Annotated in this window: 21 protein-coding genes; 10 read left to right on the top strand and 11 right to left on the bottom strand. The window is 52.4% G+C overall.

Going from position 1 to position 25,910, the window contains the following annotated elements:
• Positions 1-183 precede the first annotated feature (183 nt).
• The 3 genes from rpsU (at position 184) to rpoD (ending at position 4,521) form a co-directional block, all read left to right on the top strand.
• A complete protein-coding gene (gene rpsU / locus ACT3RU_RS11295) occupies positions 184-399 on the top strand; it encodes a 30S ribosomal protein S21 (RefSeq protein ID WP_008956349.1) in 216 nt (71 codons plus the stop codon).
• 174 nt (positions 400-573) lie between these two features.
• Positions 574-2,442 (top strand): DNA primase, encoded by a 1,869-nt coding sequence (dnaG, locus tag ACT3RU_RS11290; RefSeq protein WP_483392686.1) that lies wholly within the window; start codon positions 574-576, stop codon positions 2,440-2,442.
• Positions 2,443-2,667: 225 nt separating this feature from the next.
• Positions 2,668-4,521, top strand: coding sequence for an RNA polymerase sigma factor RpoD (gene rpoD / locus ACT3RU_RS11285; RefSeq protein ID WP_087105332.1), 1,854 nt, complete (start codon positions 2,668-2,670; stop codon positions 4,519-4,521).
• Between the two features lie 122 nt (positions 4,522-4,643).
• Here rpoD and ACT3RU_RS11280 read toward each other — a convergent pair whose 3' ends face one another.
• Together ACT3RU_RS11280 and ACT3RU_RS11275 are read right to left on the bottom strand one after the other, a co-directional pair.
• Positions 4,644-6,215 carry an AbgT family transporter gene (locus ACT3RU_RS11280; protein WP_483392685.1) on the bottom strand — a complete coding sequence of 524 codons (1,572 nt, stop codon included), beginning with the start codon at positions 6,213-6,215 and terminating at the stop codon, positions 4,644-4,646.
• Positions 6,216-6,389: 174 nt separating this feature from the next.
• On the bottom strand, positions 6,390-7,286 hold the full coding sequence (locus ACT3RU_RS11275; RefSeq protein ID WP_483392684.1) for a LysR family transcriptional regulator: 897 nt from the start codon (positions 7,284-7,286) through the stop codon (positions 6,390-6,392).
• 160 nt (positions 7,287-7,446) lie between these two features.
• Between ACT3RU_RS11275 and ACT3RU_RS11270 the strand changes: the two genes are divergently transcribed.
• The 6 genes from ACT3RU_RS11270 (at position 7,447) to ACT3RU_RS11245 (ending at position 13,709) form a co-directional block, all read left to right on the top strand.
• On the top strand, positions 7,447-8,556 hold the full coding sequence (locus tag ACT3RU_RS11270; RefSeq protein WP_483392683.1) for an S-(hydroxymethyl)glutathione dehydrogenase/class III alcohol dehydrogenase: 1,110 nt from the start codon (positions 7,447-7,449) through the stop codon (positions 8,554-8,556).
• 143 nt (positions 8,557-8,699) lie between these two features.
• The gene (gene fghA, locus ACT3RU_RS11265; protein ID WP_087105329.1) at positions 8,700-9,554 is read left to right on the top strand and encodes an S-formylglutathione hydrolase; all 855 of its coding nucleotides are present in this window, start codon (positions 8,700-8,702) and stop codon (positions 9,552-9,554) included.
• An 8-nt stretch (positions 9,555-9,562) separates the two neighbouring features.
• The gene (gene mtgA, locus ACT3RU_RS11260; RefSeq protein ID WP_193057011.1) at positions 9,563-10,279 is read left to right on the top strand and encodes a monofunctional biosynthetic peptidoglycan transglycosylase; all 717 of its coding nucleotides are present in this window, start codon (positions 9,563-9,565) and stop codon (positions 10,277-10,279) included.
• Between the two features lie 270 nt (positions 10,280-10,549).
• Positions 10,550-10,942 carry a DUF4168 domain-containing protein gene (locus tag ACT3RU_RS11255; protein WP_087105327.1) on the top strand — a complete coding sequence of 131 codons (393 nt, stop codon included), beginning with the start codon at positions 10,550-10,552 and terminating at the stop codon, positions 10,940-10,942.
• Between the two features lie 129 nt (positions 10,943-11,071).
• Positions 11,072-12,982, top strand: a complete 1,911-nt coding sequence (locus ACT3RU_RS11250; RefSeq protein ID WP_483392682.1) for a DUF294 nucleotidyltransferase-like domain-containing protein — start codon at positions 11,072-11,074, stop codon at positions 12,980-12,982.
• Position 12,983: 1 nt separating this feature from the next.
• Positions 12,984-13,709, top strand: coding sequence for a 3'-5' exonuclease (locus tag ACT3RU_RS11245; RefSeq protein WP_483392681.1), 726 nt, complete (start codon positions 12,984-12,986; stop codon positions 13,707-13,709).
• A 63-nt stretch (positions 13,710-13,772) separates the two neighbouring features.
• Here ACT3RU_RS11245 and ACT3RU_RS11240 read toward each other — a convergent pair whose 3' ends face one another.
• The 4 genes from ACT3RU_RS11240 to ACT3RU_RS11225 all read right to left on the bottom strand — a co-directional run bounded on the left by ACT3RU_RS11240 (position 13,773) and on the right by ACT3RU_RS11225 (position 18,637).
• Entirely contained in the window at positions 13,773-15,416 is a 1,644-nt protein-coding gene (locus ACT3RU_RS11240) for a BCCT family transporter (protein WP_192527427.1), read from the bottom strand.
• 160 nt (positions 15,417-15,576) lie between these two features.
• Entirely contained in the window at positions 15,577-16,449 is an 873-nt protein-coding gene (locus ACT3RU_RS11235) for a glycine betaine ABC transporter substrate-binding protein (protein ID WP_483392680.1), read from the bottom strand.
• 152 nt (positions 16,450-16,601) lie between these two features.
• Positions 16,602-17,435, bottom strand: coding sequence for an ABC transporter permease (locus tag ACT3RU_RS11230; RefSeq protein ID WP_087105322.1), 834 nt, complete (start codon positions 17,433-17,435; stop codon positions 16,602-16,604).
• Entirely contained in the window at positions 17,435-18,637 is a 1,203-nt protein-coding gene (locus ACT3RU_RS11225; RefSeq protein ID WP_483392679.1) for a quaternary amine ABC transporter ATP-binding protein, read from the bottom strand. Before ACT3RU_RS11225 ends, ACT3RU_RS11230 begins: the two co-directional genes overlap by 1 nt.
• 362 nt (positions 18,638-18,999) lie before the next feature.
• On the opposite strand from ACT3RU_RS11225, the gene ACT3RU_RS11220 reads away from it, so the two are divergent.
• Entirely contained in the window at positions 19,000-19,404 is a 405-nt protein-coding gene (locus tag ACT3RU_RS11220) for a hypothetical protein (protein ID WP_192527428.1), read from the top strand.
• A 283-nt stretch (positions 19,405-19,687) separates the two neighbouring features.
• On the opposite strand, the gene ACT3RU_RS11215 is transcribed toward ACT3RU_RS11220, so the two are convergent.
• From ACT3RU_RS11215 to ACT3RU_RS11195, 5 genes are all read right to left on the bottom strand, one after another.
• Positions 19,688-21,088 (bottom strand): sigma-54-dependent transcriptional regulator, encoded by a 1,401-nt coding sequence (locus ACT3RU_RS11215; protein ID WP_087105320.1) that lies wholly within the window; start codon positions 21,086-21,088, stop codon positions 19,688-19,690.
• Positions 21,089-21,099: 11 nt separating this feature from the next.
• A complete protein-coding gene (locus tag ACT3RU_RS11210; RefSeq protein WP_087105319.1) occupies positions 21,100-22,545 on the bottom strand; it encodes a sensor histidine kinase in 1,446 nt (481 codons plus the stop codon).
• 108 nt (positions 22,546-22,653) lie between these two features.
• A complete protein-coding gene (locus ACT3RU_RS11205; protein WP_192527430.1) occupies positions 22,654-23,832 on the bottom strand; it encodes a PQQ-dependent sugar dehydrogenase in 1,179 nt (392 codons plus the stop codon).
• A gap of 99 nt (positions 23,833-23,931) precedes the next feature.
• On the bottom strand, positions 23,932-24,825 hold the full coding sequence (locus ACT3RU_RS11200; protein WP_087105317.1) for an AEC family transporter: 894 nt from the start codon (positions 24,823-24,825) through the stop codon (positions 23,932-23,934).
• A 78-nt stretch (positions 24,826-24,903) separates the two neighbouring features.
• On the bottom strand, positions 24,904-25,818 hold the full coding sequence (locus ACT3RU_RS11195) for a LysR family transcriptional regulator (protein WP_192527431.1): 915 nt from the start codon (positions 25,816-25,818) through the stop codon (positions 24,904-24,906).
• Positions 25,819-25,910 lie beyond the last annotated feature (92 nt).

Genomic DNA, 25,910 nt, shown 5'->3' with positions numbered 1-25,910 from the left:
CTAACGCCCATAAAGGTGGCATTGATTACACAATGTCATGGGCGCCAGTTTGCAATCATTGCCAACCACGACTAAACTATCGTGCGCTGTAAAAACTGGGTCGTACGCTATGTTCTTCGCAATCATGCGGTGATGGTGTACGTACTTTCGAACTCAAGACTCCTTAAGGTAGGTGAGTGCTTAATGCCTTCTGTAAAAGTACGTGATAACGAGCCGTTTGACGTCGCCCTGCGTCGCTTCAAGCGTTCTTGCGAAAAAGCCGGTGTTCTTTCTGAAGTACGCCGCCGCGAGCACTATGAGAAGCCGACTGCTGAGCGTAAACGCAAAGCGGCAGCTGCCGTAAAACGCCACGCCAAGAAAGTGCAGCGTGAGCAAAAGCGTTTCGAACGGCTCTATTGATCCGTACCCGAGAGAGCCAGAGCGGTTAGCTGGTTGTCTCAAGAGGGATGCCAAGCGGCCGCCACTAGGTGGCCGTTTGTTTTTCAGTTTTCTACGCTGTTTAAGGTGATTGGGCAGTCCGCCAGATGACGTTAAGCAAGCGTTTAGCGCACATGCGCGAGGGTGCCGTTGTAAATGGCAGGCCAGATTCCCCAGCGTTTTATTGACGATTTGCTCAGCCGCGTTGACGTGGTGGAAGTGGTTGGTGAGCGTGTGCAGCTTAAAAAAGCTGGCCGGAACTACTCGGGTCTTTGCCCTTTTCATCAGGAAAAAACGCCTTCGTTCACGGTAAGTGCTGATAAACAGTTTTATCACTGCTTTGGCTGTGGCGTGCATGGGAATGCACTACGCTTCTTGATGGAATACGACAAATTGCCGTTTCCTGAAGCGGTGGAGCATTTGGCCGGGCGGCTGGGTCTTGACGTGCCGCGCGAAGGCGCTGACGACCCGCGTGCACACCAGCGTGAAAGAAAGCGCAAAGAGGGCGTTAACCTGCTTGAGCTTGCGGCAAGCTTTTATCGCGAGCGGCTTAAAATGCATGAGGGGCAAGGCGCCCAGCAATATCTGGAAAACCGGGGGCTTTCTGCTGAGGTGATCAGTGCCTACGGCATAGGTTACGCGCCTGGCGGTTGGGAAGCGCTCAAGCAGCACCTTGGTGAGCGGGAGATATCAGAACCTGTCCAGATTGAGTATGGCCTGTTGATTCATCGTGAAGATACGGGGCGTACTTACGATCGTTTTCGGGATCGGGTGATGTTTCCGATCCGAGATTTACGAGGACGGACGATTGCATTTGGTGGGCGAGTGATGGGCGACGAGCAGCCCAAATACCTCAACTCACCAGAAACCCCAGTGTTTCATAAAGGTCGCGAGCTTTATGGGCTTTATGAGGCGCGCCAGGCATCCAGCAAGCTTGAGCAGCTGGTGATGGTAGAAGGCTATATGGACGTTGTGGCGCTTGCGCAGTACGGCATCCATAACGCTGTGGCTACGCTGGGAACCGCGACGACCGAAGATCATCTAAGCCGCCTGTTTCGTTTGGTCAGCCGAGTGGTGTTCTGCTTTGACGGCGACCGCGCTGGCCGCCAGGCCGCCAGCCGAGCGCTGGAAACCGCGCTGCCGTTGATGATTGATGGCCGTGAGGCGCGTTTTCTATTTCTGCCAGAAGGCGATGACCCGGATACGCTGGTGCGCCGTGAAGGCACCGAGGCGTTTAAGGATCGTGTTACCTGTGCGATGCCGCTGTCGGAGTTTTTGTTTGAGCAGGCGGCCCAGGGCCGTGATTTAAACACGGTGGAGGGGCGCGAGCGATTTGCAAGCCAGGTGCTTGAAGCGTTGAACAAAGTGCCTGATGGCATGCTCAAATCGTTACTGCTTGAAGCGCTTGCCAAGCGTAGTGGCTTGGCACAACAGCAGCTGCAAGCGCTGTTGGATAAGCGCACAGCGGCACCCAAGGGGCAAGCGTATTGGGAAGCTGCTAGCGAGCAGTTTCATGGTGAGTCGCCTGGACTGGAAAATGATAGCCTAGTCAATCGAACGGGTCGTCAGGGGGAGGTGTCTCAAGTTCTGTCGGCTGTTAGCCGTATTGTGCAACTTTTGCTACATGAGCCGCGTTTGATAGTGGCATTGCCGGAATCTCTGTGCTGGTTGCCAGAGAGTGAAGAAACATCGCTATGCCGTGCCTTAATTGCATTGCTACGCGCTGGGCGCTATCGCAGTCCACAAGTGATTCTTGCGCACTTTCAAGGCACTCATGAAGGGCGGTTATTAAGTGAAGTTGCGAAAAAAGAAATATTGCTTCCAAAAGAGCATCGCGAAACAGAGCTTAAAGATAATGTTAATTACCTCAAAGCCATAAAAGAGCAACATGACCCTCAAAACGAGCTTGATGCACTGATGGAGCAGTTCTCTGCGTTAGTAAAAAAGCAGGAATCTGGCGAGAAATTAACTGTTCAAGAGAGGCAAAAGTTTATGCAGATGTTGGAAGCAAATAAGCGGTTATAAGTTTAAACGCTACATCTGTGGGTTGAATTTATTGACTTCAGCACCACATAAAGGGGTTAGTAGCCAAGTGCTGGCCTAACCGAACAACCTAACACACCTGAATGACCGCGCAAATACGTTTCGCTGGAAAAAATACAGCTATTTACGCTATACTGTTCGGCTTGTTGAGTTTAATCGATTCAGCGCTCCAGGTGTTTCATTCTTCTTCGTCGAGATAGGGTTTCTATGGCTGGAAATGCGCAGCAGCAGTCACGTCTGAAGGAGTTGATCGCGCGCGGCAAAGAGCAGGGTTACCTGACGTATGCCGAGGTCAACGACCATCTACCCGAGGATATCGCCGACCCGGATCAAGTGGAAGACATCATTGGCATGATCAACGACATGGGTATCCGTGTCGCTGAAGAAGCGCCTGATGAAGACACTTTGATGATGTCGGATCACTCCACGGACGAGTCCGCTGCGGAAGAGGCCGTTGCGGCACTCGCTGCCGTGGAAAGCGACGTGGGTCGCACCACCGACCCAGTACGCATGTACATGCGTGAAATGGGCACAGTAGAACTCTTGACCCGTGAAGGCGAAATCGAAATTGCCAAGCGGATCGAAGAGGGTACACGTGAAGTCATGTCGGCACTGGCCTACTTGCCAGGGGCTGTCGCCTCCATTCTGGATGCTTATGATGCTACTCAGGATGAAGAAGCGCCTGGCCGTCTGTCGGATCTTTTCTCAGGGTTTATCGACCCCGATGAAGGTATACCTGGCGTTGCCGAAGCGGATGTGCCTGAACCTGAGGTAGCCACCGACTTAAGCGACGAAGACGGCGACGGCGATGGCGAGGAGGATGACGAAGATTCCAACGCCAGCGAAGGCGGCCCGGACCCCGAAGAGGCGCGGGCGCGTTTTGAGCAAATTCGCGAGCAAAATGCGTTAGCTGGAGCGGCGCTTACCAAGCACGGTCGCGGCAGCGCCGAGTTGAAAGCTGAGCAGGCTCGTCTTGCCGAATTGTTCTCGCCGATCAAACTGGTGCCGAAACACTTTGAACGCCTGGTAGGTCAGGTACGTATTAGTGTTGAGCAAGTGCGTGCCCAGGAAAAAGCGGTCATGCAGCTTTGTGTTAAAAAAGCCAAGGTACCGCGCAAGACGTTTATCAAATCGTTCCCAGGTAGCGAATCTAACCCCAAGTGGTTGGATGCTTTCCAGGAAGCGCAGCCTAAATACGCTGACCGTCTTGAGCCGTTACGTTCTGATATCGCCCGTTCGCAGCGTAAAATTGCTTTCGAAGAAGACATGGTGCAGCTCACCGTGGCGGATTTGAAAGAGGTGAACCGCAAGCTGTCGATTGGTGAGGCGAAAGCGCGCCGCGCCAAGAAAGAGATGGTTGAGGCCAACCTGCGCCTGGTAATCTCGATTGCCAAGAAGTATACCAACCGAGGTCTGCAGTTCTTGGATTTGATCCAGGAAGGCAACATCGGCTTGATGAAGGCAGTGGATAAGTTCGAATACCGTCGGGGTTATAAGTTCTCTACTTATGCTACCTGGTGGATTCGTCAGGCGATTACCCGCTCGATTGCCGACCAGGCGCGGACTATCCGTATTCCGGTTCACATGATCGAGACGATCAATAAGCTTAACCGCGTGTCGCGCCAAATGCTGCAGGAAATGGGCCGCGAGCCGACCCCGGAAGAGCTGGGCGAACGTCTTGAAATGCCGGAAGACAAAGTACGTAAGGTGCTCAAAATTGCCAAAGAGCCTATCTCCATGGAGACGCCGATTGGTGATGATGATGACTCGCATCTGGGCGACTTTATCGAGGATGGCACGATGCTGCTGCCCATCGATATGGCCACCGGCGAAGGCTTGATTGAAGCGACGCGTAACGTACTGGGTGGTCTCACTGCACGTGAAGCCAAGGTACTGCGCATGCGGTTCGGTATTGATATGAATACCGACCACACGCTTGAAGAAGTGGGCAAGCAGTTTGACGTAACCCGTGAACGGATTCGTCAGATTGAGGCCAAGGCGCTGCGCAAGCTTCGCCACCCTAGCCGCTCTGAGCCGCTACGCTCGTTCCTGGACGAGTAAGCCAGCCTAAGTTAGTACTCAGGCGCTAGTGTCTAGCGTAAAAAAGCCCGCCGTTTAAAACGGCGGGCTTTTTGCTATCTAGTGTCAAGCGCTCCACGAATCCTGATGCCTTTAAGCCTTTGTTATAGCGTGTAATGAGTAGCGGAACCAGGACCAACAGGCAGGCCCAGCAAAAACACCCACACAAAAAACAGTAAGCTCCAGCCGATCAACATGAATAACGTATAGGGCAACATTAAAGCGACCAGTGTGCCAATGCCCATATCGTTGCGATAACGGGTCGCGACAGCCAGTATCAGCCCAAAATAGCTCATCATCGGAGTGATCAGGTTGGTGACAGAGTCACCGATCCGGTAGGCCGCCTGAATCACCTCTGGCGCGTATCCCATCAGCATCAGCATGGGAACGAAAATCGGAGCGGTCACCGCCCATTGCGCCGATGCGCTGCCCAGCGACAGGTTGACGAACGCACACAGTAAAATAAACAGCGCAAACAGGCCCGGGCCACGTAGCCCAAGAGACTCCAGCAGATCAGCACCCGCCACGGCCGTCACGGTACCAAAATTGCTCCAGTTAAACAGCGCCACAAACTGAGCGGCAAAGAAGACCAGCACGATATACAGTCCAAGGCTGCTCATGCTTTTGGCCATGGCATTTACCACATCACGATCATTGTGCATCGTGCCTGCCAGACGCCCATAGATGAAGCCCAGTAGTGAGAAGGAGGCCGCAACAATGACCACAATGCCGTTCAGGAAGGGCGAGCCGCTGATTAGCCCTGTTTCTGGATTACGCAAAATGCCATTTTCAGGTACCACGGTCATGGCAATTAAGCCAATAAGCACCAGCGTGGCTAACCCCGTGCCTTTTAGCGCACGCTTCTCCCCTGCGGAAAGCCCTTGCATGGACTGCTGGCCAATGTCGCTATCGGCATCAGCGGCATCGTATTTGCCAAGCTTCGGCTCCACGATACGTTCGGTAACCAGGCCGCCGATCAAGGTCACAAAGAAGGTGCTGACAAACATGAAGAACCAGTTTGCTTCAGCGCCTACCACATAAGCCGGGTCCAGTAGGCGAGCGGCCTCTTGGGTAATACCAGAAAGTAACGGGTCGACGGTTCCAATGAGCAGGTTGGCGCTGTAGCCGCCGGAAACACCGCAGAAAGCCGCAGCGAGACCCGCCAAAGGGTGGCGCCCAAGCGAATGGAAGATCATGGCGGCCAGAGGAATAAGTACAACGTAGCCAAGTTCGGACGCCATGTTGGACATAATGCCCGCAAACACAATAGCGTAGGTAACGATGCGGGGTGAGCGGTTAAGTACCAACGCTCTCATACTGGCAGAAAGTAGCCCTGAGTGTTCGGCTACGCCAACGCCCAGCATGGCAACCAGTACAGTGCCTAAAGGCGCAAAGCCTGTGAAGTTTGTCACCATCTCGGTGACCAGTCGGCGTAAGCCTTCGGCATTAAGGAGTGAATTAACCGCAATCCATTCGCCCTCGTTAGCGGGGCGTGGGTCGGCAACCGACACGCCTAAGGCATCGGCAATACCGCTGGCTATCACCACAAGGACACATAAAATGGCAAATAGCGTGACCGGGTGAGGGAGCAAGTTGCCAAGCCACTCAACGCTATCGAGAAAGCGGGTAAACGCGCCACGCTTTAGGTTTTTTTCATGGTTTTTAGGGGTTGTCATAAGTTTTATGTCGTTAGAGTGAAAGTTTGTAGCAAAAAAAGCCCATTGGGGATAAAAGATGACCCTACGTTGAAGTGTATAAGGGCGCAAACGGCTTTACGTATAGCGGGATTTAAAAAATGAAATGCCGCAAGCGCAGGAGGGGCTATGGCAAGCGAAAGGTCGGCCCTGCCGCTAAATCGATGGCGTGTTCGGCAGTACCCGCGACATATTAGCCACCAGATAATCGACCAATTGACGAATCTTGGGGGACAAGTGGCGGTGGCGGGGGTAAACCGCCCAGACCGCCGTATCATGATGCTGAAAGGGCTCCAGTACGGCGATGAGTTCGCCACTTGCAAGGTAAGGTGCTACGTAATAGTCGGGCAGTTGGGCAAGGCCCAGTCCCTTAAGCGCGGCATCCAGCAGGGCGGGGCCGGAGTTACCAGTCCAGCAGCTTTCTACGCGTACTTCGCGGCGTTGGCCGTTGGTATCAAACAACCAATTAGGCCGTGAACCTACCAGACAACGATGTTGACCAAGTTCCGCCAGCGTGTGAGGAGGCGGTGTCTGGCGAAAGTAATCCTGGGAGCCGACAACATATTCTCGCCGGTCGCACAGGCGCCTAGCGATTAGGCTTGAATCCTTTAATACGCCCATGCGAATGGCGATATCAAAGCCTTCCTCAATGAGTTCAACGGGTCGGTTGGTAAAATGCATGTACACTTCAAGGTCAGGATGTAGGCATTGAAAGTCATTAACCAGCGGCGCGATATAACGCTCGCCAAAGGTAGTAGCTGATGTCAGCTTAAGCAGGCCCCGAGGCTTGGCCTGCAGTTCGCTAAGCGCCTGTTCGGCATCTTTCAATCCATCAAACAGGTGCTGACAATGCTCCATATACAGAGCGCCTGCATCCGTTAAGCGTATTTGCCGCGTTGTGCGGTAGAGAAGCTGAATGCCGAGCTGGTTTTCAAGTTGGCTCACCAAACGGCTAATATGCGAGGTTGATACTTTTAGATGGTTTGCGGCCGCAGAAAATGTGCCCAGTCTGACCACTTCAATAAAGGCTTCGACACGATCCCAGCGCTGCATAGAGGCTCTTCCGTTGTGGGTGATTGTTGCTCAGTGGCAATAATGTTATGAGTATATCCCGCTTTTTCTAGTACCTCTAGCTACCTTACACTGTCGCTATTGAAGCAATACGTTATCTGTTCTGGCGACTTACTGCGCCACTGTCTTAAGGAGTGACACTATGAAATCACGTGCTGCCGTTGCGTTAGAGGCGGGTAAACCGCTTGAGCTGGTTGAAATTGATGTGGAAGGCCCGAAAGCGGGCGAAGTGTTGGTAAAAATGGCGGCTACTAGCGTTTGTCATACCGATGCTTATACGTTGTCGGGGGCTGACCCGGAAGGACTCTTCCCTTCAGTGCTGGGTCATGAAGGCGCCGGTGTCGTTCAGGAAGTGGGTGAAGGGGTGACCAGCCTCAAGCCTGGCGACCATGTTATTCCGCTATATACTGCTGAGTGTGGCAAGTGCAAATTCTGTCTGTCAGGTAAAACCAACCTGTGCGGCAGCGTGCGTGCCACCCAGGGTAAAGGCGTCATGCCCGACGGTACCTCGCGCTTCTCGCTGGATGGCAAGATGCTGCACCACTACATGGGAACGTCCACGTTCAGCGAGTACACCGTACTTCCTGAAGTTTCGTTAGCGGTCGTTTCAAAAGAAGCCCCGATGGATAAAATCTGCTTGCTGGGCTGTGGGGTGACTACCGGTATTGGCGCGGTACTCAACACTGCCAAAGTAGAGCCAGGCGCTACCGTCGCAGTATTTGGTTTGGGTGCGATTGGTCTGGCGGTGATTCAGGGCGCGGTCATGGCGAAAGCGGGTCGAATTATCGCCATTGATGTTAATGCGGATAAGTTTGAGCTGGCCAAGCAGTTTGGCGCGACTGACTGTGTAAACCCCAAGGATTACAGCGACTCCATTCAGCAGGTTATTGTTGATTTGACCGATGGTGGCGTGGACTATTCATTTGAGTGTATCGGTAACGTCAATGTGATGCGCTCAGCGCTTGAGTGCTGCCACAAAGGCTGGGGCGAATCGATCGTGATTGGCGTCGCTGGTGCGGGGGAGGAGATTTCCACACGTCCGTTCCAACTGGTGACCGGGCGCGTTTGGAAAGGCTCCGCGTTTGGTGGTGTTAAAGGCCGCAGTGAACTGCCAGGCTACGTTGAGCGTTACATGAACGGTGAAATCAATATTGATGATTTCATTACTCACGATATGCCGTTTGAGAAAATCAACGAAGCGTTTGAACTGCTGCATGCGGGCAAGAGCATCCGCACCGTTCTGCATTACTAAGTCTGTATTACCCGGTCTGTATTGCTGGTTATGCATTCACGTTTGAATGACCGAGTGCTATCGCCAATCGACCATTGCTAATTTACTGATAAAGCGCGGCAGGCAGCACTGCCGCGCTTCTCTTTTCTCAAGGAGCCTGCCCCATGAGCATGAGTGAAACCCTGGAACTGGTGTCTGCCAATCGCAGTTTTGGTGGCTGGCACAAACGCTACCGCCATTACTCACGGGCGCTGGATTGCGATATGGAATTTGCGGTGTACCTACCGCCTCAAGCCGAAAGCGAGCGTGTACCGCTTTTATGGTGGTTGTCCGGGCTTACCTGCAACGATGAAAACTTCATGCAGAAGGCAGGTGCCCAGCGGATAGCGGCAGAGCTTGGGATTGCCATTGTTTGTCCGGATACCAGCCCGCGTGGCACGGACCTACCAGGCGAGCACGATAGTTATGACCTTGGCTCGGGGGCCGGCTTTTATGTCAACGCGACCCAAGCGCCGTGGAAGCCACACTATCGAATGTACGACTATATCGTTGAAGAGTTGCCTTCCGTTGTACGCCAGCACTTCCCGGTAAACGGGCGTGAGTCGATTAGCGGTCACTCGATGGGCGGCCATGGGGCATTAATTTTAGCGTTGCGCCATCCAGGTCGTTTTAGTTCGGTGTCCGCATTCTCGCCAATTGTGAACCCGATGAACTGCCCTTGGGGTCAAAAGGCGTTTACCAGCTATTTGGGTGAGGATCAGTCAACCTGGCGTCAGTACGATGCCTGTGAACTGGTCGCTAATGGTGCCTCTCGTCAACGGCTGTTTATTGACCAGGGCGAGGCGGACCAGTTTTTAGAAGAGCAGCTCAAGCCCGAGCGGCTTGAAGCCGTATGTGAAGCGCATGATCACCCGCTGACACTGCGTCGTCAGCCGGGTTACGACCATAGTTACTTCTTTATTGCCTCGTTCATTGAGGAGCATCTACGTTATCATGCGGAACATCTTATGAAATCTTAAGGATAACGATGCTTAAACGTACGCTGAGCCGCTTTCTTCGTCAGCTATGGCGTCTTGTGTGGCGCGGCGTGCTGGTTTTTGTGCTTCTTTCTGTGGCACTGGTCATCCTGTTTCGTTTTGTGCCCTTGCCAGGCTCCATGATCATGGTGGAGCGCAAAATACAGAGCTGGGTAAACAGCGAGCCTATACGCATTCAGCATCAGTGGCGAAGCTGGGACAATTTATCCAGCAACGCCAAGTTGGCGGTGATTGCTGCTGAAGATCAGCGCTTCCCTCTACATCGTGGCTTTGACCTTGTTGAGTTACGTCGTGCTTGGGAGACCAGTCGTGATGGTGGCCGTTTGCGCGGCGCCAGCACGCTGAGTCAGCAAACAGCCAAAAATATTTTTTTGTGGAGTGGGCGCAGCTGGACGCGCAAAGCGTTAGAGGCCTGGTTCACGCTGTTGATTGAAATTTTCTGGAGCAAACAGCGTATTCTTGAGGTGTATCTGAATATCGCTGAATGGGATAGCGGCGTGTTTGGCCTGGAAGCCGCCGCGCAACACTATTTCGGCGCCTCCGGCGGAGCGATGACGGAGCGCCAGGCAAGCCTGCTCGCGGCAATCCTTCCCAGCCCACGTACCCGCAGCGCCTCTCGACCTGACGCCCAAGTGGAAAGGCGTAGCCAATGGGTACGCCAGCAGATGCATAACTTGGGCGGAGTAGGGTACTTGGAACGGCTATAGAAGGCTGTTCGCAGCGATTAAAGAGCTAAAGCCATCTTCTTCCCTTGATGCTCTTCTTTACATAAATAAAAGTTCGCTAATATTGTTCAAAATACTAGCGGCATATTTTTATATAAGTGATTGAATATAAGCATTTTTAATATTTCTGTGCGCATGTTGTTATTATCATCACTTCATTTTGTTACGTTCTCTTACTTAAAAAATTGAACCTGTGCTGAATCCTTGCGTCACACCTACCACATTCATACCGCGTCAATGAGGTTTCTTACTATGCAACGTATAACTGCTCTATTCTCTGCTGCCCTGCTCGCCACTGGCTTAATGGCATCTACTGCCAACGCCCAGCAAGCACAGGACCCGGCTCAGGATCCCATGGCTACTCAGCAAGCAGCACCCGCCCAGGATTTTTCTGACCAGCAGCTACAGCAGTTCGCCGATGCTTCTCAAGAAATCGCCGTGATCTCGCAAGAGTACACACAGCGTCTGCAGGAAGCAGGAGATGAGTCAGCCCAACAGGAAGTTCGCGCCGAAGCTAACGATCGTATGATCGAAGTAGTTGAAGACAGTGGCTTGGATGTCGATACCTTCAATGCTATCGGTCAGTCTATCCAGCAAGATCCGGAAATGATGCAGCGTGTTCAAGAGATGGCAAGCCAGTCCTAAGCCATCACTAGCTGATACACCATCAAAGCCCGACACCTTGGTGTCGGGCTTTTTTTGCGTCCAGGGTTTACGGTAGTGATGAACCGAGCCAAACTCGGCTTATCTATTAGACACGTCTTGGGAGATCACATGGACGTAGAACTACTTGAAATACGCCAGTTTATGGGCCAGTTTCCTCCTTTTGATGGTCTCTCGGATGAGCTGCTTGATGCGATTGCCGAGCGCGTTGAGGTCAGCTATTTCAAAACGGGCAGCGATATCCTGGAGTTAAATGACACCGTTAGTGAGCTGTGCTTTATAAGAAGTGGCGCTGTTGAGGTGTATCGCCGCCAGGGCGAGCTTTATAACCGGTTGGGCGAAGGGGATATTTTTGGCCACTTTAGCTTATTGCGAAATCACAAAGTACGCTTTCCTGCTCAGGCGATTGAAGACACACTGATCTATTTTATTCCCAACGATGTCTTTCAGCGCTTATGTGAAGAGGATGATGACTTTGCTGACTTTGTAGAGCTTGAACGGCCCCGGCTTGAAACGGTTGCCGAGCAACAAAAAAAGTCGAACGATATGATGGTCACGCGTATTCGTAAACTGGTGACCCGTTATCCCGTGATGGTGGCATCCACCACCAGTCTTCAACAGGCCGCCCAGCAAATTAATGATTCTCAGGCATCGGCGGCCATAGTGATTACCCAATGTACTGGCAGCCCGCGCTACAGTTTTCAAGACAGCGAGGGTGTCAAATGGAAAATGGTGGGTATTTTTACTGATAGTGACTTTAGAACCCGGGTCGTGGCAGAGGGGCTTTCACCGCAAACCGCGATTGGCGATGTCGCGTCTTCTCATTTGATTACCATACAGTCGGATGCGTCGATATATGAGGCCATGCTGACCATGCTGCGCAACAATGTCCATCACTTGCCGGTGCTGTATCGGCAGCGGCCTGTTGGCGTGGTGCACCTTTCCGATATTATTCGCTATGAAACGCATAGCGGACTCTATCTGGTCAGCAATATTTTTAATCAGTCCAGCACACAAGGGCTTGCCAAACTGGCACCCGATGTTCGAGCGTCCTTTGTCCGAATGGTTCAGGAGGGCGCTAACTCGCAAATGGTGGGCAGCGCGCTTTCAACGGTGGGGCGTAGCTTCTTCCGGCGCTTGCTGGAACTGGCCGAAGCTGAGCTGGGGCCACCGCCGGTGCCTTACTGTTTTATGGTTAATGGCTCAATGGCACGCAATGAACAAAGCATTGTGACTGACCAGGATAATGCGCTCATTTTGTCTGATGACTTTATCCCTGGAGAGCATGACGCCTATTTTTATGCGCTGGCCAAGTTTGTTAGCGATGGGCTGGATGCCTGTGGTTACACCTACTGCAAAGGCGATATCATGGCCACCAATCAAGAGTGGCGTCAGCCGCTGGGCGTTTGGAAAAGCTATTTTGAAGATTGGATTTCCAATCCGACGCCTAAAAAGCTGCTGCAGAGTTCGATCTTCTTTGACCTTGATAGCATCTATGGCGAAGAACATTTTGTTGAAACGCTACAGGATCTAATTGCTCGTAGAGCCGCTGAGTCGCCGTTGTTTTTAGCGGCAATGGCGCGTAACGCGTTGAACCGCACGCCGCCGCTTGGCTTCTTTCGTACCTTTGTCATGGAAAAGGATGGCAAACATAACAATTCAATTAACCTGAAACGACGTGGCACAGCACCGATGGTTGATCTGATCCGCATCCATGCGCTGGCGTGTGGCTCCAAAGCGCAAAACTCGTTTCAGCGACTAAAGGATATCAGTGATACACAGTTATTAGCTCCGGGGGTCAGCGATAAGCTGAGTTATGCGTTTGAGTTTTTATGTATGTCGCGGTTGCGCCACCAGATGATCGATATTCAGGAAGACCGAGAGCCAGATAACAATATTGAGCCTGAAAATGTAGAGGACAGCGAACGGCATACGTTGAAAGATGCTTTCCATGTGCTTAGCAATGCTCAGAAGTTTTTAAAGTTCCGTTATCCGGTGCCCGCTCAACGGCAGAGGCAGTAACATGCTAGGCATTCGCCCGCGTCACCGCATCATCCAGCCCGACTGGACTGACTATATGGCACAGCGTGAGCACCATGCAAAAGACCCTGCTATCCAGCGGTTTTTTGCCACACCACTGCCTTCTGGTGATATCCCCATTGCTGACGTACCGATGGTTGCGCTGGATCTGGAAACCACCGGTTTGGATGAGCGGCGCCATGCCATTGTCAGTATAGGCGTTGTGCCGTTTACGCTTGATCGTATCAAGCTCGCGGAGCGCCGTTATTGGGTCGTCAAGCCCACCCGAACGCTGTCTGGATCCTCGATAGCTTTTCATCATATTACCCATTCCGAGGTGGCAGATGCCCCGGATTTGGATGTGGTGCTGGATGAGCTGTTGGACTCGCTCGCGGGCCATTTGGTCGTGGTGCACTTTCGTAATATTGAGCGGCCCTTCCTGGATACGGCGATTAAAGCACGGCGTGGCGAGGGGGTGATGTTCCCGATGATCGATACGATGTCGCTTGAGGCAAGGATACATCGACAAACGTTATGGGCACGTTTTCGCCGCTGGTTGGGACGCCCCCCGGTTTCAATACGTTTAAACGCTAGCCGCGCCCGCTATGGTTTACCTGCCTACCAGGGGCATCATGCGCTGGTCGATGCATTGGCCACGGCAGAGCTTCTCCAGGCGCAAATCGCCACCCATTATCAGCCAGATACGCCTTTAAAAAATATCTGGTGCTAGTACGGCACCCATAAAAAACGGGCAGCCCTTGGGCTGCCCGTTTTGGTCATGCGTACCGATTAATTACACTGCTTTTGGTTCGCTCATCAAACCTTTGACGATTGCGTAGCACGCCACCAATAGAATAATGGTGAACGGGAAACCGGTGGAAACGGCCATGGTTTGTAGCGCCGTAAGGCCGCCGCCCAGCAGCAGCGCAATGGCAATGGCGCCTTCAATGATCGCCCAGAACACGCGTTGCGGTGTGGGGGCATCCACTTTGCCGCCGGCGGTGATGGAGTCAATCACAAGCGAGCCTGAGTCGGAGGAGGTGACAAAGAAGATGATGACCAGCAAAATCGCCACGAAAGAGGTGATTTGTGCCAGTGGCAATTGCTCCAGCATCAGGAACAGCTGAAGGTCGACGCCCGCATCGCGCACGGTGCTAATACCCTGGCTTACATATTGATCAATGGCGGTGCCGCCAAAGGTCGTCATCCAAAGTACCGATACTACTGAGGGGATAATAAGTACGGAAATCAAAAACTCTCGAACCGTACGGCCACGTGATACGCGGGCGATAAACATGCCGACGTAAGGAGACCAGGAGATCCACCATGCCCAGTAGAAGGCTGTCCAGCCTTGGCTGAAGTTAGCATCTTCACGGCCGAACGGGTTTGAAAGCGCGGTGAAGTGAGTCGCATAGCTCCACAGGTTTTCAAAGAAGCCCGTCGCGATGAACAGAGTCGGGCCTACCGCAATCACAAAGAACAGTAGCAACGCCGCCATGGCGATGTTGATCTTGGAGAGCAGTTGCACGCCCTTGTCAACACCAGCAACAATGGATGCAATCGCCACCAGGGTAATGCCGACGATCAATAGAATCATCGTGACATCGCTTTCAGGCGCGCCAAACAAATACGAAAGCCCCGCTGCCGCCTGGCTGGCACCTAGGCCTAGTGACGTCGCCAAACCAAACAGCGATGCAAACACCGCCAGAATATCGATCACATGGCCTGGCCAGCCCCAAACGCGCTCACCCAAAATGGGGTAAAACACCGAGCGCATTGAAAGCGGCAAGCCTTTATTGAACGAGAACAGGGCCAGAGAAAGTGCCACGATGGCGTAAATCGCCCAAGGGTGCAGGCCCCAGTGGTAAATGGTGGCTGCCATGGCAAGCGATGTGGCTGCTGCAGCGTTGCCTTCGGCGCCACCCAGCGGTGCCCAATTACTGCCATCAAAGGCGGTGCCGAAGTGGGTGAGTGGCTCATTTACGCCAAAGAACATCAAGCCAATGCCCATGCCAGCGGCAAACAGCATAGAGAACCAGCCCATATAGGTGTAATCCGGTTTGGCGTCGACGCCACCAAGGCGGATTTTACCCAACGGGGAGAAAATCAAACCAACACATAAAATAACGAATATGTTGGCAGCCGTGATAAAAAACCAGGACAGGTTGCCGGTTAGGAAGTTGAAAATGGAATCGTATACCGGCGCAATGGTGTCTTGCAGCGCCAGCGTCAAGACCACGAATAGCAGTACAATAATCGCTGAAATGCTAAACACCTTGCCGTGCAGGTCAAGGTCAAAGCCCATTTTATTGGTCGTAATGTTGTCCTGACCAACAACGTAGTCGGTATCGATCAGATTTGCCGCCCCATCGGGAGCGGGTATGCCTTCAGGGGATTTTGGCTCCTCAGGGGAGCTATTGGGCTCTTGTTTATCCACGAGTACCTCTCCGTTTTAATTAGAAAACACGCGTAGTGTCGTTTTGCTTAACTATATATTAACAAGCATTGTATTGCTGTTTTATTGGAACTGTTTTGTAAGTGCAAACAAAGGTGCCGACCCCAGTATCAACTGACGTCGGCACAGTGATGGATAGCGATTAGCTATTTAGCCATTGCTCAACCACATTCTGGTTTTCTTCTACCCATTTCTTGGCGTTTTCGTAGGGGTCGCTTCCGTCTTCCTGATTCATCAGCATTACTTCACCCATTTGCTCTGGGGTCCATTCGAATGCATTGAGAATCGCGTAGGCTTCTGGCATTTCATCGGCAAAACCGTTACGTACAACGGTATGAATTTGCTCAGCGCCTCCAAACACGTTTTCTGGATCTTCCAGGTATTTAAGGTCCCAGCGTGCAAACATCCAGTGGGGCGTCCAGCTGGTGATCACGATATCTTCTTCATTATTAATGGCGTTACTAAGCGCTGCCACCATCGTGGCGTCGCTGCCACTGCGCAGGCGAAGATCAAGGTCATAGGTATCGACAACTTGCTCCGTCAAGCCCATCAGGCCTGCACCAGGGTCTATACCGATGATCTCACTGTTAAAGAGGTCTGCGTTGCTATTAAGGTCGGCAATCGAGTCAACGTCTGTGTAAGACGGTACGACGAGCCCCAGTTTGGTGCCGTCCAGGTTGGGGCCCAGGTCTTCGACGTGGTCACCAATGCGCTCCATGTACTCAGCGTGCGTTGTTGGCAGCCATGCGGCAACAATCGCATCGGCGTCACCGGTTGAAAGCGCCTGGAACATGGCCGCTGCGGAAAGCGAAGTCATGTCTACTTCGTAGCCAGCCTGCTCCAACACCGCAGCAACGACGTTAGTGGAGGCTACTTCTGACGACCATTCAACATACGCAAGATTGATGGTGCCTTGATCCTGCGCCTGAGCGGCACTGCCTACGACTAACCCAGTACCTGCAATCAATGCGGCAGAGGCCAGACGGATACGACGATTTAGCATACGTGTTTTCATTCACTTGCTCCCTTTTGTATTGTTTGCCTTAACATAACATCATGTTAGGCAATTCAGCATGGTCGTGAAAATAAAGCTCATCAAGTCAAAGGGGTTAACACCCCGTCAAGCTACTTCTCATCTTCTCGTTGTTGCTAGGTAGCTTAGTCAGCCTACTTAGAAGAGGCCTTGCGTAACGACTGAGTTAAACGGTCCAGCAGCATGGCCAGAATAACAACGGCAATACCTGCTTCAAAGCCGTCGCCTGGGCGCAGGCGCTGTATAGCACGCCATACTTCGCTGCCTAACCCATCCGCACCTATCATCGCGGCAATAACCACCATGGAAAGCGCTAGCATGATCGTTTGGTTAATGCCCGCCATCAAGGTAGGTAACGAGAGCGGTAGCTGCACTTTAAATAGCTTTTGGCTTCGAGTAGCACCGTAAGCATCTGCGGCTTCTATTAGCTCTGTTGGTACCTGACGAATGCCGAGCGTCGTAAAGCGAATGGCGGGCGGCATGGAAAAGATAACCGTGGCAAAAATAGCGGACACAGAACCAATACCGAAAAAGGGAATGGCTGGTATCAGATAGACGAACGCAGGCATGGTCTGCATAAAATCCAGCAGCGGCATGAACAAGCGGTAAAGGCGTTCCGATAAGGCCGCGGTGATGCCGATAGGCAGTGCAATGACAACGGCAACGACGGTTGCGATCACCACCAGCGTTAACGTCTCGATCATGGGTTCCCAAAGGCCCATATTCCAGATTAATGCCAAGCCAAGGACCGCCCCCAGTGCCAAGCGCGGGCCCGCAAGCCTCCAGCAAAGCAGGGCAATAATGGCCAGCAGTGCCCACTCCGGTAGCCACATCAGCCCATCATTCAGGCTGTTAATCCCGGTTTGGGTAAAGCGTGAAATGCCGCGAGTAACCACAGAGTATTCGCTGGTTAGCCAAGTGAGGCCACCTTCGATCCAACTGCCTAGCGGGATACGGGGAATGTCCATTACGGTTCTCCTGCTCGTGCCAATTCATCCAGTACCGCGCCTTTCACCACAACACCCAGTAGGCGTTGCTGTTCATCTACCACGGCAATAGGAAAGCTCTTTTCACTAAACATGGCGAACAGGTTCTGCAACGGCTCGTCGGGGGACACTTTGCGGAAGTCCTGAGTCAGGTAGTCGGCGATTTTTTCGGCGCCTTCCTTGATAGCCGTACTCGCGGACTCGGCTTCCAGTAGCCCGAGCAGACGGCGGTCACGGTCAGTTACGTAGATAGAGTCAATTGCGTGGTCCCGCATGCGGTGAAGAGCCGTGCGCGGGCCATCACTGTCACGCGCGGTGCTACGCAGTGGGCGCATGGCGCTCTCGGCCGTTAGAATACGCGAGCGGTCGACCCCTTCGATAAAACGACGCACATAATCATCAGCGGGTTGGGTCAGAATTTCTTCAGGGGTTCCAATTTGAACTACTTCGCCATCTTTAAGCAGCACGATTCGGTCACCGATATTCAGCGCTTCATCCAAATCGTGGGTAATGAAGACGGTGGTCTTTTGCATTTTTGTTTGGAGCTGCAAAAGTTCCTGTTGCATGTCCTTACGAATCAAGGGATCAAGCGCTGAAAATGCTTCATCCATTAACAGTACGCTGGCATCGTTAGCCAGTGCGCGGGCCAAACCAACGCGCTGTTGCATTCCCCCTGAAAGCTGGTGGGGATACGCGTTCTCCCAGCCTTCCAGGCCCACCTGTTTAAGGGCGGTATGGGCGATTTTATGACGCTCGGCTTTATCAATACCGCGTATTTCCAAGCCAAACTCTGCGTTTTTTTGCACCGTGCGATGCGGAAACAGCGCAAAATTTTGGAAGACCATCGAGAAATGGCGGCGTCGGCATTCCAGCAGCGCTTTTTCACTCAGGGTGGGGATGTTTTCATCATCAATGATGATCTCACCTTCCGTTGTGTCAATCAGGCGATTAAGACAGCGGATCAGTGTCGATTTGCCTGAGCCCGAAAGGCCCATGATGACGAGGAGCTCACCTTCATAAACATCGAAGGATATATTGGAAAGGCCGAGCGTCTGGCCTGTTTGCTCTAGGATTTCTGGACGCTTAAGACCCTGGTCGCGTAGCTCTAATGCTTTTCGAGGTTGTTTACCAAAGACCTTACTTAAGCCTCGGACTCTAATTTTAACAGGACGTTGCTCATCCATAGGCGATGCCTTTTATGTGTATGAGGCGCTTTGTATGGTTGCTCTTTCTGATTTGCCGCCATCTATATAAAGCAGCCACACAAAGCATTCATAATGAAAAAAACAGTATATGGTCGTGTATTATTAAAAAATATTATACATAAATGAGCTGGTTGTGTCACAACGCCTCTTTAAGCGCGGTCCAGAAATGCCACATGTGTCATTTTGCGTCCACGTTTGGTTGATTATCAATAATGTTTTTTTGTTTTTAAAGTGTTGATATTAAGTGTTATTTTTTATAAATCATTGAGTTGGCTTGAAGTGTGCTTGGTTTGGAGTAGTGATTCAGGATGTTTTTTGCAGGTTTCAAGGAGATGAATTTTATGAACAAGCACGCGGATGTAAAAGCGAAGCGCCCACGTCTACTTTCTTTGTGCATGATCGCAACTGCTGCCAGTGTCCTCTTGCTTGCTGGCTGCGGTGACAATGAAGAAGAATTGCCGCCTGCCCAACAGCCTGAAACCATGGAGCAAAGTGCAGCACCTGACGTTGAGCAGGATGCCACCATGACCCAAGAGCCCTCCACGATGGATCAAACCGCAGATCCAGCTGATCCTGCAGACATGGGCTCAGCAGATAACGGTGAAGCAATTGTCCCGCAAGAGTCAATACAGCCTGAAGATGAGGCGCGCACCCAGGATGTTGAAGAAGAGCCCGGTTTTGGTGAAGGTACAGACCCCATGCCAGGTGCCGATGAAGAAAATGATGATGAGTTAACTAACGGCTAATACCTACGTATCGTTCCCTACGATGATAAGCCGCTTCAGCTGTTCGTTCCCTGCGGCTGCTCCACACGGTTTATCATCTTTACCCTCGCGCCTGCGAGGGTTTTTTTTGCGCTGAAGTATAATGCTACTAAGGGTCGCTAGCCGTGTACCCGCGCTATCGCAGCCAGACGCTTGCATCGTAGAAGCGCCTGGCTATGTCGATAAAACACGCATCAAGGCACTGTTGTTGGCCTTTTCATACAGAGTCCTGTTGGTCTAGTCCCGTTGAACCAGTCCTATTGCTCTACTCTTCGCTATCTTCAAGACGGCGATAGAGTGTGCGTCGAGCGATACCCAAAAGCTCCGCTGTTCGGCGTTTGTTGCCTCCAGTCGCTTCGAGCACTTTTCGAATATAGCGCTTTTCCACTTCCTCCAGGCTAGGCCATCGAGTAGGCGAGGGCGTCGGTAACTGTGTACCAGGCAGTACTTCTCCGCTTAACGTCGGGGTGATCTCGGCACTAGCTTCCGTATGCGAATTTTCGCGCAACCGTTCAGGTAAGTCCTGGTGCTGCAAAAGACCCTCTTCACTGAGCGTTACCGCTCGCATAATGGCATTTTCCAATTCGCGGACGTTACCTGGGTAAGTGTAATTCAGCAGGCTGTTGAGTGCCTCGGGCTCAATTTGCTCAATCTGTTTGTTTTGCGCTTCCGAATGTTTATCAATCAACGCAAAAATCAGATGTTCAATATCACTGCCCCGTTCACGCAGGGGGGGAATGCGCAGTGAAAAGGTTTCCAGACGATAAAACAAGTCGCTACGAAAACTCTCCTGCTCAATCTCTTTATCCAGATTGCGGTGGGTCGCCGCGATGATGCGCACATCCACAGTTTCTTCGCGCTCGCCGCCGACCGGGCGCACGGTTTTTTCCTGAAGCGCCCGAAGCAGCTTGGCCTGGAGGTTGATCGGCATTTCGCCTATCTCATCTAAAAACAGGCTGCCACCTTGAGCGGTATGAAAAAGTCCTTTGCGCGCTTCATTGGCCCCAGTAAAGGCGCCTTTCACATGGCCGAAAAACTCACTTTCCATCAGGTCAGCAGGTATGCTGGCACAGTTGACGGGTATAAAGGGGGCCTCATGGCGAGGGCTTTCCTGATGAATGGCGCGCGCCAAAAGCTCCTTGCCGGTACCGCTTTCCCCCAAAATAAGAATGGGTGCATTACTTTTAGCCAACCGCGATGCGTCATGAAACAGCGACTGCATAACATTACTTTTGCCCACAATGCCATGAAAGTGGCTGAGCTCTGTATCGTGTGAAAGCGACAGACGCTGGCGCTCCAGCACCCGAAAGACCGCCTCACGGATAGCGTCAAGGTCAAGTGGCTTGGTCAGGAAGTCGTTGGCGCCAAGCTTGAGCGCTTCAACTGCCTGATCGATAGTGCCAAAAGCGGTAATAACGATGATCCCCAATTCGCTGCCACTTTGACGAATTTGCTGCAGCAACTGAATGCCCGTCATCCCCGGCAGGCGTACATCGGTAATCATCATGGCCACAGGGGTATGGCTTAGTAGGGCAATGGCCTCTTCAGCACTGGGCACGCCAAGCGTTTGATAGCCCGCATCGTTCAACTCTTCTTCTAAAAGCTCTCGGATAGCGGGGTCATCTTCCACTACCAGCAAAGGTAAAGGATGTTCCTGATGGGTCACAAATGTTGTCCTCAAGCGGATGCGGTTTCACTAAGTGGAAGTGTGATTTCAAATCCAGCGCCACCAAGAGCGCTGTCAAACACACCAATCGTACCGCCGTGGTCATTAATAATACGGTGCACCATGGAGAGCCCCAAGCCACTGCCTTGACCCACCGGTTTGGTAGTGAAAAATGGGTCAAAAACGTGCTGATGGTTGCTAGCAGGGATGCCAGGGCCGTTGTCTTCTACATAGAGCGTTAATTCATGCTTATGCGTACGTACTCGTACGCGAATATGGCTTACGTTAGGTGCTTGCGCTGCATTACGCAGTAGATTGGTAAGCACCTGAACGATTTGCTGTTCGTTTGCCAGTAAATGAGGCGTGGGCGAGGGAAGATGGGTATCCAACCGGATATTTCGCGGTTCAAGCTCCTCTTCTACTAAATCGCTGGCAGTTTGAATTAACCGGTCTAGCGCCAGCTCGCCTTTTTCGACATTATGCTGTCGGCCTAATTCCATCAGTTGACGAACTATTTCGACAATTCGCTCAACTTCGCCGCGAATGCGTACAAGTTTCGCCCGTTCCTCATCGCCAATGACATTTCGGCGAGCTAGCCGCTGGGCCTGGCCGTTAATAACCGTAAGGGGGGCGCCAATTTCGTGGGCGACGCCGGCCGCGAGAACACCCAGTTCTGCCAGTTTTTTGGATTTACGCAGGCGCTTTTCAAGCTCAATTTCACGCTGTTGACGCTCTTCAATATCGTGATCTTTTTCAGCCATGGCGTCGAGCATGCCATTTAAGCCTGAAGCAAGCCGACGATACTCATCCGGGCCGTCTATCGTCGCACGCTGGCTACGATCACCGTCTTCCACCAGCAGCATAACGTGCAATAAACGATTAAGCGGACGTTCGATATAGCGCCTAAACCCCCACCAAATGCTAAAGACGATGCCAGCCGCGCCAATGACAAACACCAGAACCGCCACAATGCTTATAAACCCGGTGTAATTTTCGATGCCGGTATTTAAGCGGTTAACCTGAAGCACACCATGAACGGTACCATCCTGGGTGCGTAGTGGGATGATGGCCGAGTAATAGGTCCAGCCATCATGCTGGCGATAATTACTGTAAAGGTCATCACGCTCAATCACCTGGCGGATCTCTTCGGGAGAGAAAAGGTCTTTGCCTAAGCCCAGCCCGTAAACTTCGCGCCCCTGAAGGTCAAAGACGTAAGCGCCATAAATTCGATGGAACGAAAATGCCGATTGCAGCGCTTCTTCTAGCGGTGTTGGGCTGTCTCGGGAAACTGCACCACTCAGCGAGGTGCTAAGCGCCCGAGTAATGATCTCGACTTCCGTTTGCAATTTGGAGCGAACATTGTCTTCCAGTGATTTTATGGCCACTAAGCTGAACACCACCAATACAACAAACAGCGGTACGATGACGGTGATGATAATTAAATTACGAAGTCGCATGCTGCTTCCATGGTGGCATTAAGCGTTTCATCAGTGAAAAGCATTATCAGTAGAAACGGCGGTTGATGAATAGAGTTATGAAAATAGGGCCATCAAAGAATCGCCAGCTTAAGGCAATTCAGCAGGCAGTAGCCGATAAAGGCTGCCTTGGCGCTCATCGGTTAGCAAGTAAATGGCACCGTCTGGGCCTTGGCGCACATCACGAATACGGCCAATATGACCATCAAGAATACGCTCACTTTCAGTAACTTCATCGCCATTAAGCGTGAGGCGTAGCAGCTGTTCGCTGCTTAAGCCACCTGCGAGCAGGTTGCCTTCCCAAGCGTTGAACGTGCTTCCTCTGACTTCGGCTAAGCCGGATGGTGCAAAACGCCCTTCAAAGTCATAATTCGGGTCTTCCATGCCTGGCAGCGACTTTTCGCCCATGGGTTGCTGAGTAGCGTAATCGTTGCCGAGCGTAACCTCAGGCCAACCGTAGTTAGCACCGGCCTTGATGTGATTCAGCTCATCACCCGTGAGCGGGCCATGTTCCGATACCCACGGCTCACCGTTTTTCAATACGGTCATGCCTTGAATATTACGATTACCCAGCGAGTAAATCTCATCTCGGGTGCTGGCATCATTCACAAACGGGTTGTCTTCCGGCACACCGCCTGTTTCGGTCAAGCGCAGCGTAGAGCCTGCGTGGTCATCGCGCGCCTGCGCTCTGGAAGGCTCTGAACCCCGGTCGCCAACGCTCATAAGCAGCGTACCATCGTTTAACCAGGCCAAGCGTGAGCCGTAATGGCGACCAGGAGCCGAGGCACGATCCTGCTCAAACAAATGCTCTACATCGCCTAATTGGTCATCTTGCCAGTAAACACGCGAAAGCGCTGTACGGCTGTTATTAGCGTCGGGTTTACTCCAGGTAACGTAAATCCAGTCGTGTTCGCCGCTGCCGTCTGCAAAACCCGGGTGTAGTACCACGTCAAGCAGGCCTCCCTGGCCATAATGATTGACCGTTGGCATGCCCTCAAGCGCCTGATATTCACCGCTGCGCGGATCCACCAGATTTAGTCGCCCGTTGCGCTCGCTCACCAGGAAGCGGCCATCCGGAAGAAATGCCACCGCCCAAGGGTGTTCAAACCCCGAGGCTACCCGCTCAATGGCAACGGCTAGGTGCTCGGTTTCGATAGATTCATGGACAACGTCAGCGTGCGCCGTACCCAATGCACTTGTTAGCAGCAGTCCGCCCAAAACGGTTGATAGCCATGAATTAACCGGCCAGGCGTTTTGTTCCACATGCATAGCGCATTCTCCTGTAGTGATGAGCCCAAGGGGAACCTCAGCGGGGCGAACCTTGCAATAAGGCTTTCATCAGTCTAGCAGGGACTTTTCCTATTGGGCTCATTCCCCACCAAGAGAAGGCATTAGGAGTGCTAACAGTATCGGTAGGTAGATCAGTGCTAACAGGGTCGAGCAAAATACCAGGCTGGCCACATAGGCTGGCTCACGCCGGGCACGCTGGGCAAACAAATAGTTAAACACCGCCACGGGCATGCACATTTGTAAAACGAGAATGCCTTGCGCCAGCGGCGGAAGCCCTACCCAGCCTGCGATGAACCAGGCCGCCACCGCCGCCAACGGTATGCGTACAAGGCTAAACCCTAACCCGGAACGCAGGCTTTTTACCTGAATGCTCGCCAAGGAAACACCCAAGGTGATCAGCATCAACGGTACGGTAAAACCGGACATAAGGCCCACGGTGTTGCCAAGCCAAGGCGGCAGTGAGGTATTGGTTAGTAGTAGCACCATGGAAATTAAAATGGCATATACCGTCGGGGTCTTAACGAGCGTTTTTAGCGGGTTGCCCTGGCTGTTGAGAACAGAGCCCAGGGTGAACTGGAACAGCGAGACCGTCACCATCACCGTGATGCCATAAGCAAAACCAGCGCTACCAAATGCATAAAGAACCACCGGTAGCCCCATGTTGCCGGTATTGGGGTACATCATGGGAGACAGCAGAACGCGCCAGTCACGGCGCAGCAGTTTGGCAACAGCAAAGGTCGCTAGCCCCATGGTGATGATCACCAGCGCAGTCGCCAGCATGGTGCGACCAAAGGTGTCGGCATCTATGTCGGCACCCGCAAGCGAGGCCAACACCAGCGAGGGCGTACCGATGTTGAAAACTAGTCGAGTAACAAAATCGACAGGATAAGGGTGTCCTAGCCGAATCCACAAAAAACCTAACCCCGCACCGGCCAGTACGGGGGCCATAACAGCAAACAGTTCGGCAAGCATTAACGGTCCTTGGCAATCGCGGGTTGCCTATTGTCGTTAATGAGCCTGCTAATAGGCAAGGCGAATACGCAAAATTCGTTAAGCGTTTACTGCTGAGCGCTGCCACTGCACGGGAACGTGCTGGCGCAAAAAATCAAGCAATGCGTTGGTTCGCCGGGGTTGGTGGCCGTAAGCGTAGAGCAAGTTAATGGGTAACGGCGTAGGTTCCCAGCCTACCAGGCAAGGGACCAGCTCGCCAGGGTGATGTTCTTCACGCCGTTTAACTAACCAGTGGGGCAGTAGACCTATTCCTTGGTGACCAGCAATGGCGTCGATATGCAGCGCGGTCAAATCGACGCGCAGGCGCGAGCGTGGCGGGTCGAAAAGATAATCACCGTGCTTGTCGTGATGAAGCGTTAGCCCGTTGGATGCCGTGTTGAGCAAGTTGATCCAGGCGTACTGGGGTAACTCATCAGGATGGGTTGGCGACCCGTTTTCGGCCAGGTAGCGTGGGCTGGCATATAACCCGCGGGTTAAATGGCCCAGACACTCCTGGTTAAGCCCGCATTCATTGGTAAAGCCCAACCATACATGCACGCTATTGCTGTGCATTTTTGTGGGCGGCGTTTCGCGGGTTCGAAGCTCTAGCTCTACTTTTGGGTAACTGTTTAAAAAAGCATTGACCACAGGGGCCATCCAGCTTCGCGCCAAGGCCCCATGGATTTCCAGAGTGACTTTGCCACTGATTTCTTCGCGCAGCTCGGCCAAGGCTTCCTGGCTGTGGCTTGCCATTGAGAGCAATTCAGTACAGTAAGTATGAAATAGCAGGCCAGCCTCGGTAGGAATTAAACGATTGGCCTGGCGCCGCAGTAATGGCTGATTAAGCCGCGCTTCCAACTGGCTGATACGACGACTCAGTGTTGATTTTGCTAACCCCAGCTTTTGCGCACTGCGTGTCACGCTACCTGTCGCCATTACATCCGCGAAAGCAGCCAGTTCGTCAAAGTCATACATGGTCGCGCCACAGGTCAATTAAGAAGCGTCTATTGTGCCACTTTAAAGGTGGAATGAAAATAATTGGCATTTATGTTTCGTATTACCGAACA

The sequence above is a fragment of the Halomonas sp. TP35 genome, assembly GCF_052375975.1.
Lineage (GTDB): Bacteria > Pseudomonadota > Gammaproteobacteria > Pseudomonadales > Halomonadaceae > Vreelandella > Vreelandella citrativorans.
This window is presented reverse-complemented; position numbering and strand designations above follow the sequence as displayed.

Coding starts and splice junctions, on each gene's coding strand:
- ACT3RU_RS11205 (WP_192527430.1), bottom strand. CDS start 23,832: ATGCATGTGGAACAAAACGCCTGGCCGGTTAATTCATGGCTATCAACC.
- dnaG (WP_483392686.1), top strand. CDS start 574: ATGGCAGGCCAGATTCCCCAGCGTTTTATTGACGATTTGCTCAGCCGC.
- ACT3RU_RS11225 (WP_483392679.1), bottom strand. CDS start 18,637: ATGGATGAGCAACGTCCTGTTAAAATTAGAGTCCGAGGCTTAAGTAAG.
- ACT3RU_RS11220 (WP_192527428.1), top strand. CDS start 19,000: ATGAACAAGCACGCGGATGTAAAAGCGAAGCGCCCACGTCTACTTTCT.
- rpoD (WP_087105332.1), top strand. CDS start 2,668: ATGGCTGGAAATGCGCAGCAGCAGTCACGTCTGAAGGAGTTGATCGCG.
- ACT3RU_RS11280 (WP_483392685.1), bottom strand. CDS start 6,215: ATGACAACCCCTAAAAACCATGAAAAAAACCTAAAGCGTGGCGCGTTT.
- ACT3RU_RS11270 (WP_483392683.1), top strand. CDS start 7,447: ATGAAATCACGTGCTGCCGTTGCGTTAGAGGCGGGTAAACCGCTTGAG.
- rpsU (WP_008956349.1), top strand. CDS start 184: ATGCCTTCTGTAAAAGTACGTGATAACGAGCCGTTTGACGTCGCCCTG.
- ACT3RU_RS11245 (WP_483392681.1), top strand. CDS start 12,984: ATGCTAGGCATTCGCCCGCGTCACCGCATCATCCAGCCCGACTGGACT.
- ACT3RU_RS11195 (WP_192527431.1), bottom strand. CDS start 25,818: ATGTATGACTTTGACGAACTGGCTGCTTTCGCGGATGTAATGGCGACA.
- ACT3RU_RS11230 (WP_087105322.1), bottom strand. CDS start 17,435: ATGGACATTCCCCGTATCCCGCTAGGCAGTTGGATCGAAGGTGGCCTC.
- ACT3RU_RS11210 (WP_087105319.1), bottom strand. CDS start 22,545: ATGCGACTTCGTAATTTAATTATCATCACCGTCATCGTACCGCTGTTT.
- fghA (WP_087105329.1), top strand. CDS start 8,700: ATGAGCATGAGTGAAACCCTGGAACTGGTGTCTGCCAATCGCAGTTTT.
- ACT3RU_RS11250 (WP_483392682.1), top strand. CDS start 11,072: ATGGACGTAGAACTACTTGAAATACGCCAGTTTATGGGCCAGTTTCCT.
- ACT3RU_RS11275 (WP_483392684.1), bottom strand. CDS start 7,286: ATGCAGCGCTGGGATCGTGTCGAAGCCTTTATTGAAGTGGTCAGACTG.
- mtgA (WP_193057011.1), top strand. CDS start 9,563: ATGCTTAAACGTACGCTGAGCCGCTTTCTTCGTCAGCTATGGCGTCTT.
- ACT3RU_RS11200 (WP_087105317.1), bottom strand. CDS start 24,825: ATGCTTGCCGAACTGTTTGCTGTTATGGCCCCCGTACTGGCCGGTGCG.
- ACT3RU_RS11255 (WP_087105327.1), top strand. CDS start 10,550: ATGCAACGTATAACTGCTCTATTCTCTGCTGCCCTGCTCGCCACTGGC.
- ACT3RU_RS11235 (WP_483392680.1), bottom strand. CDS start 16,449: ATGAAAACACGTATGCTAAATCGTCGTATCCGTCTGGCCTCTGCCGCA.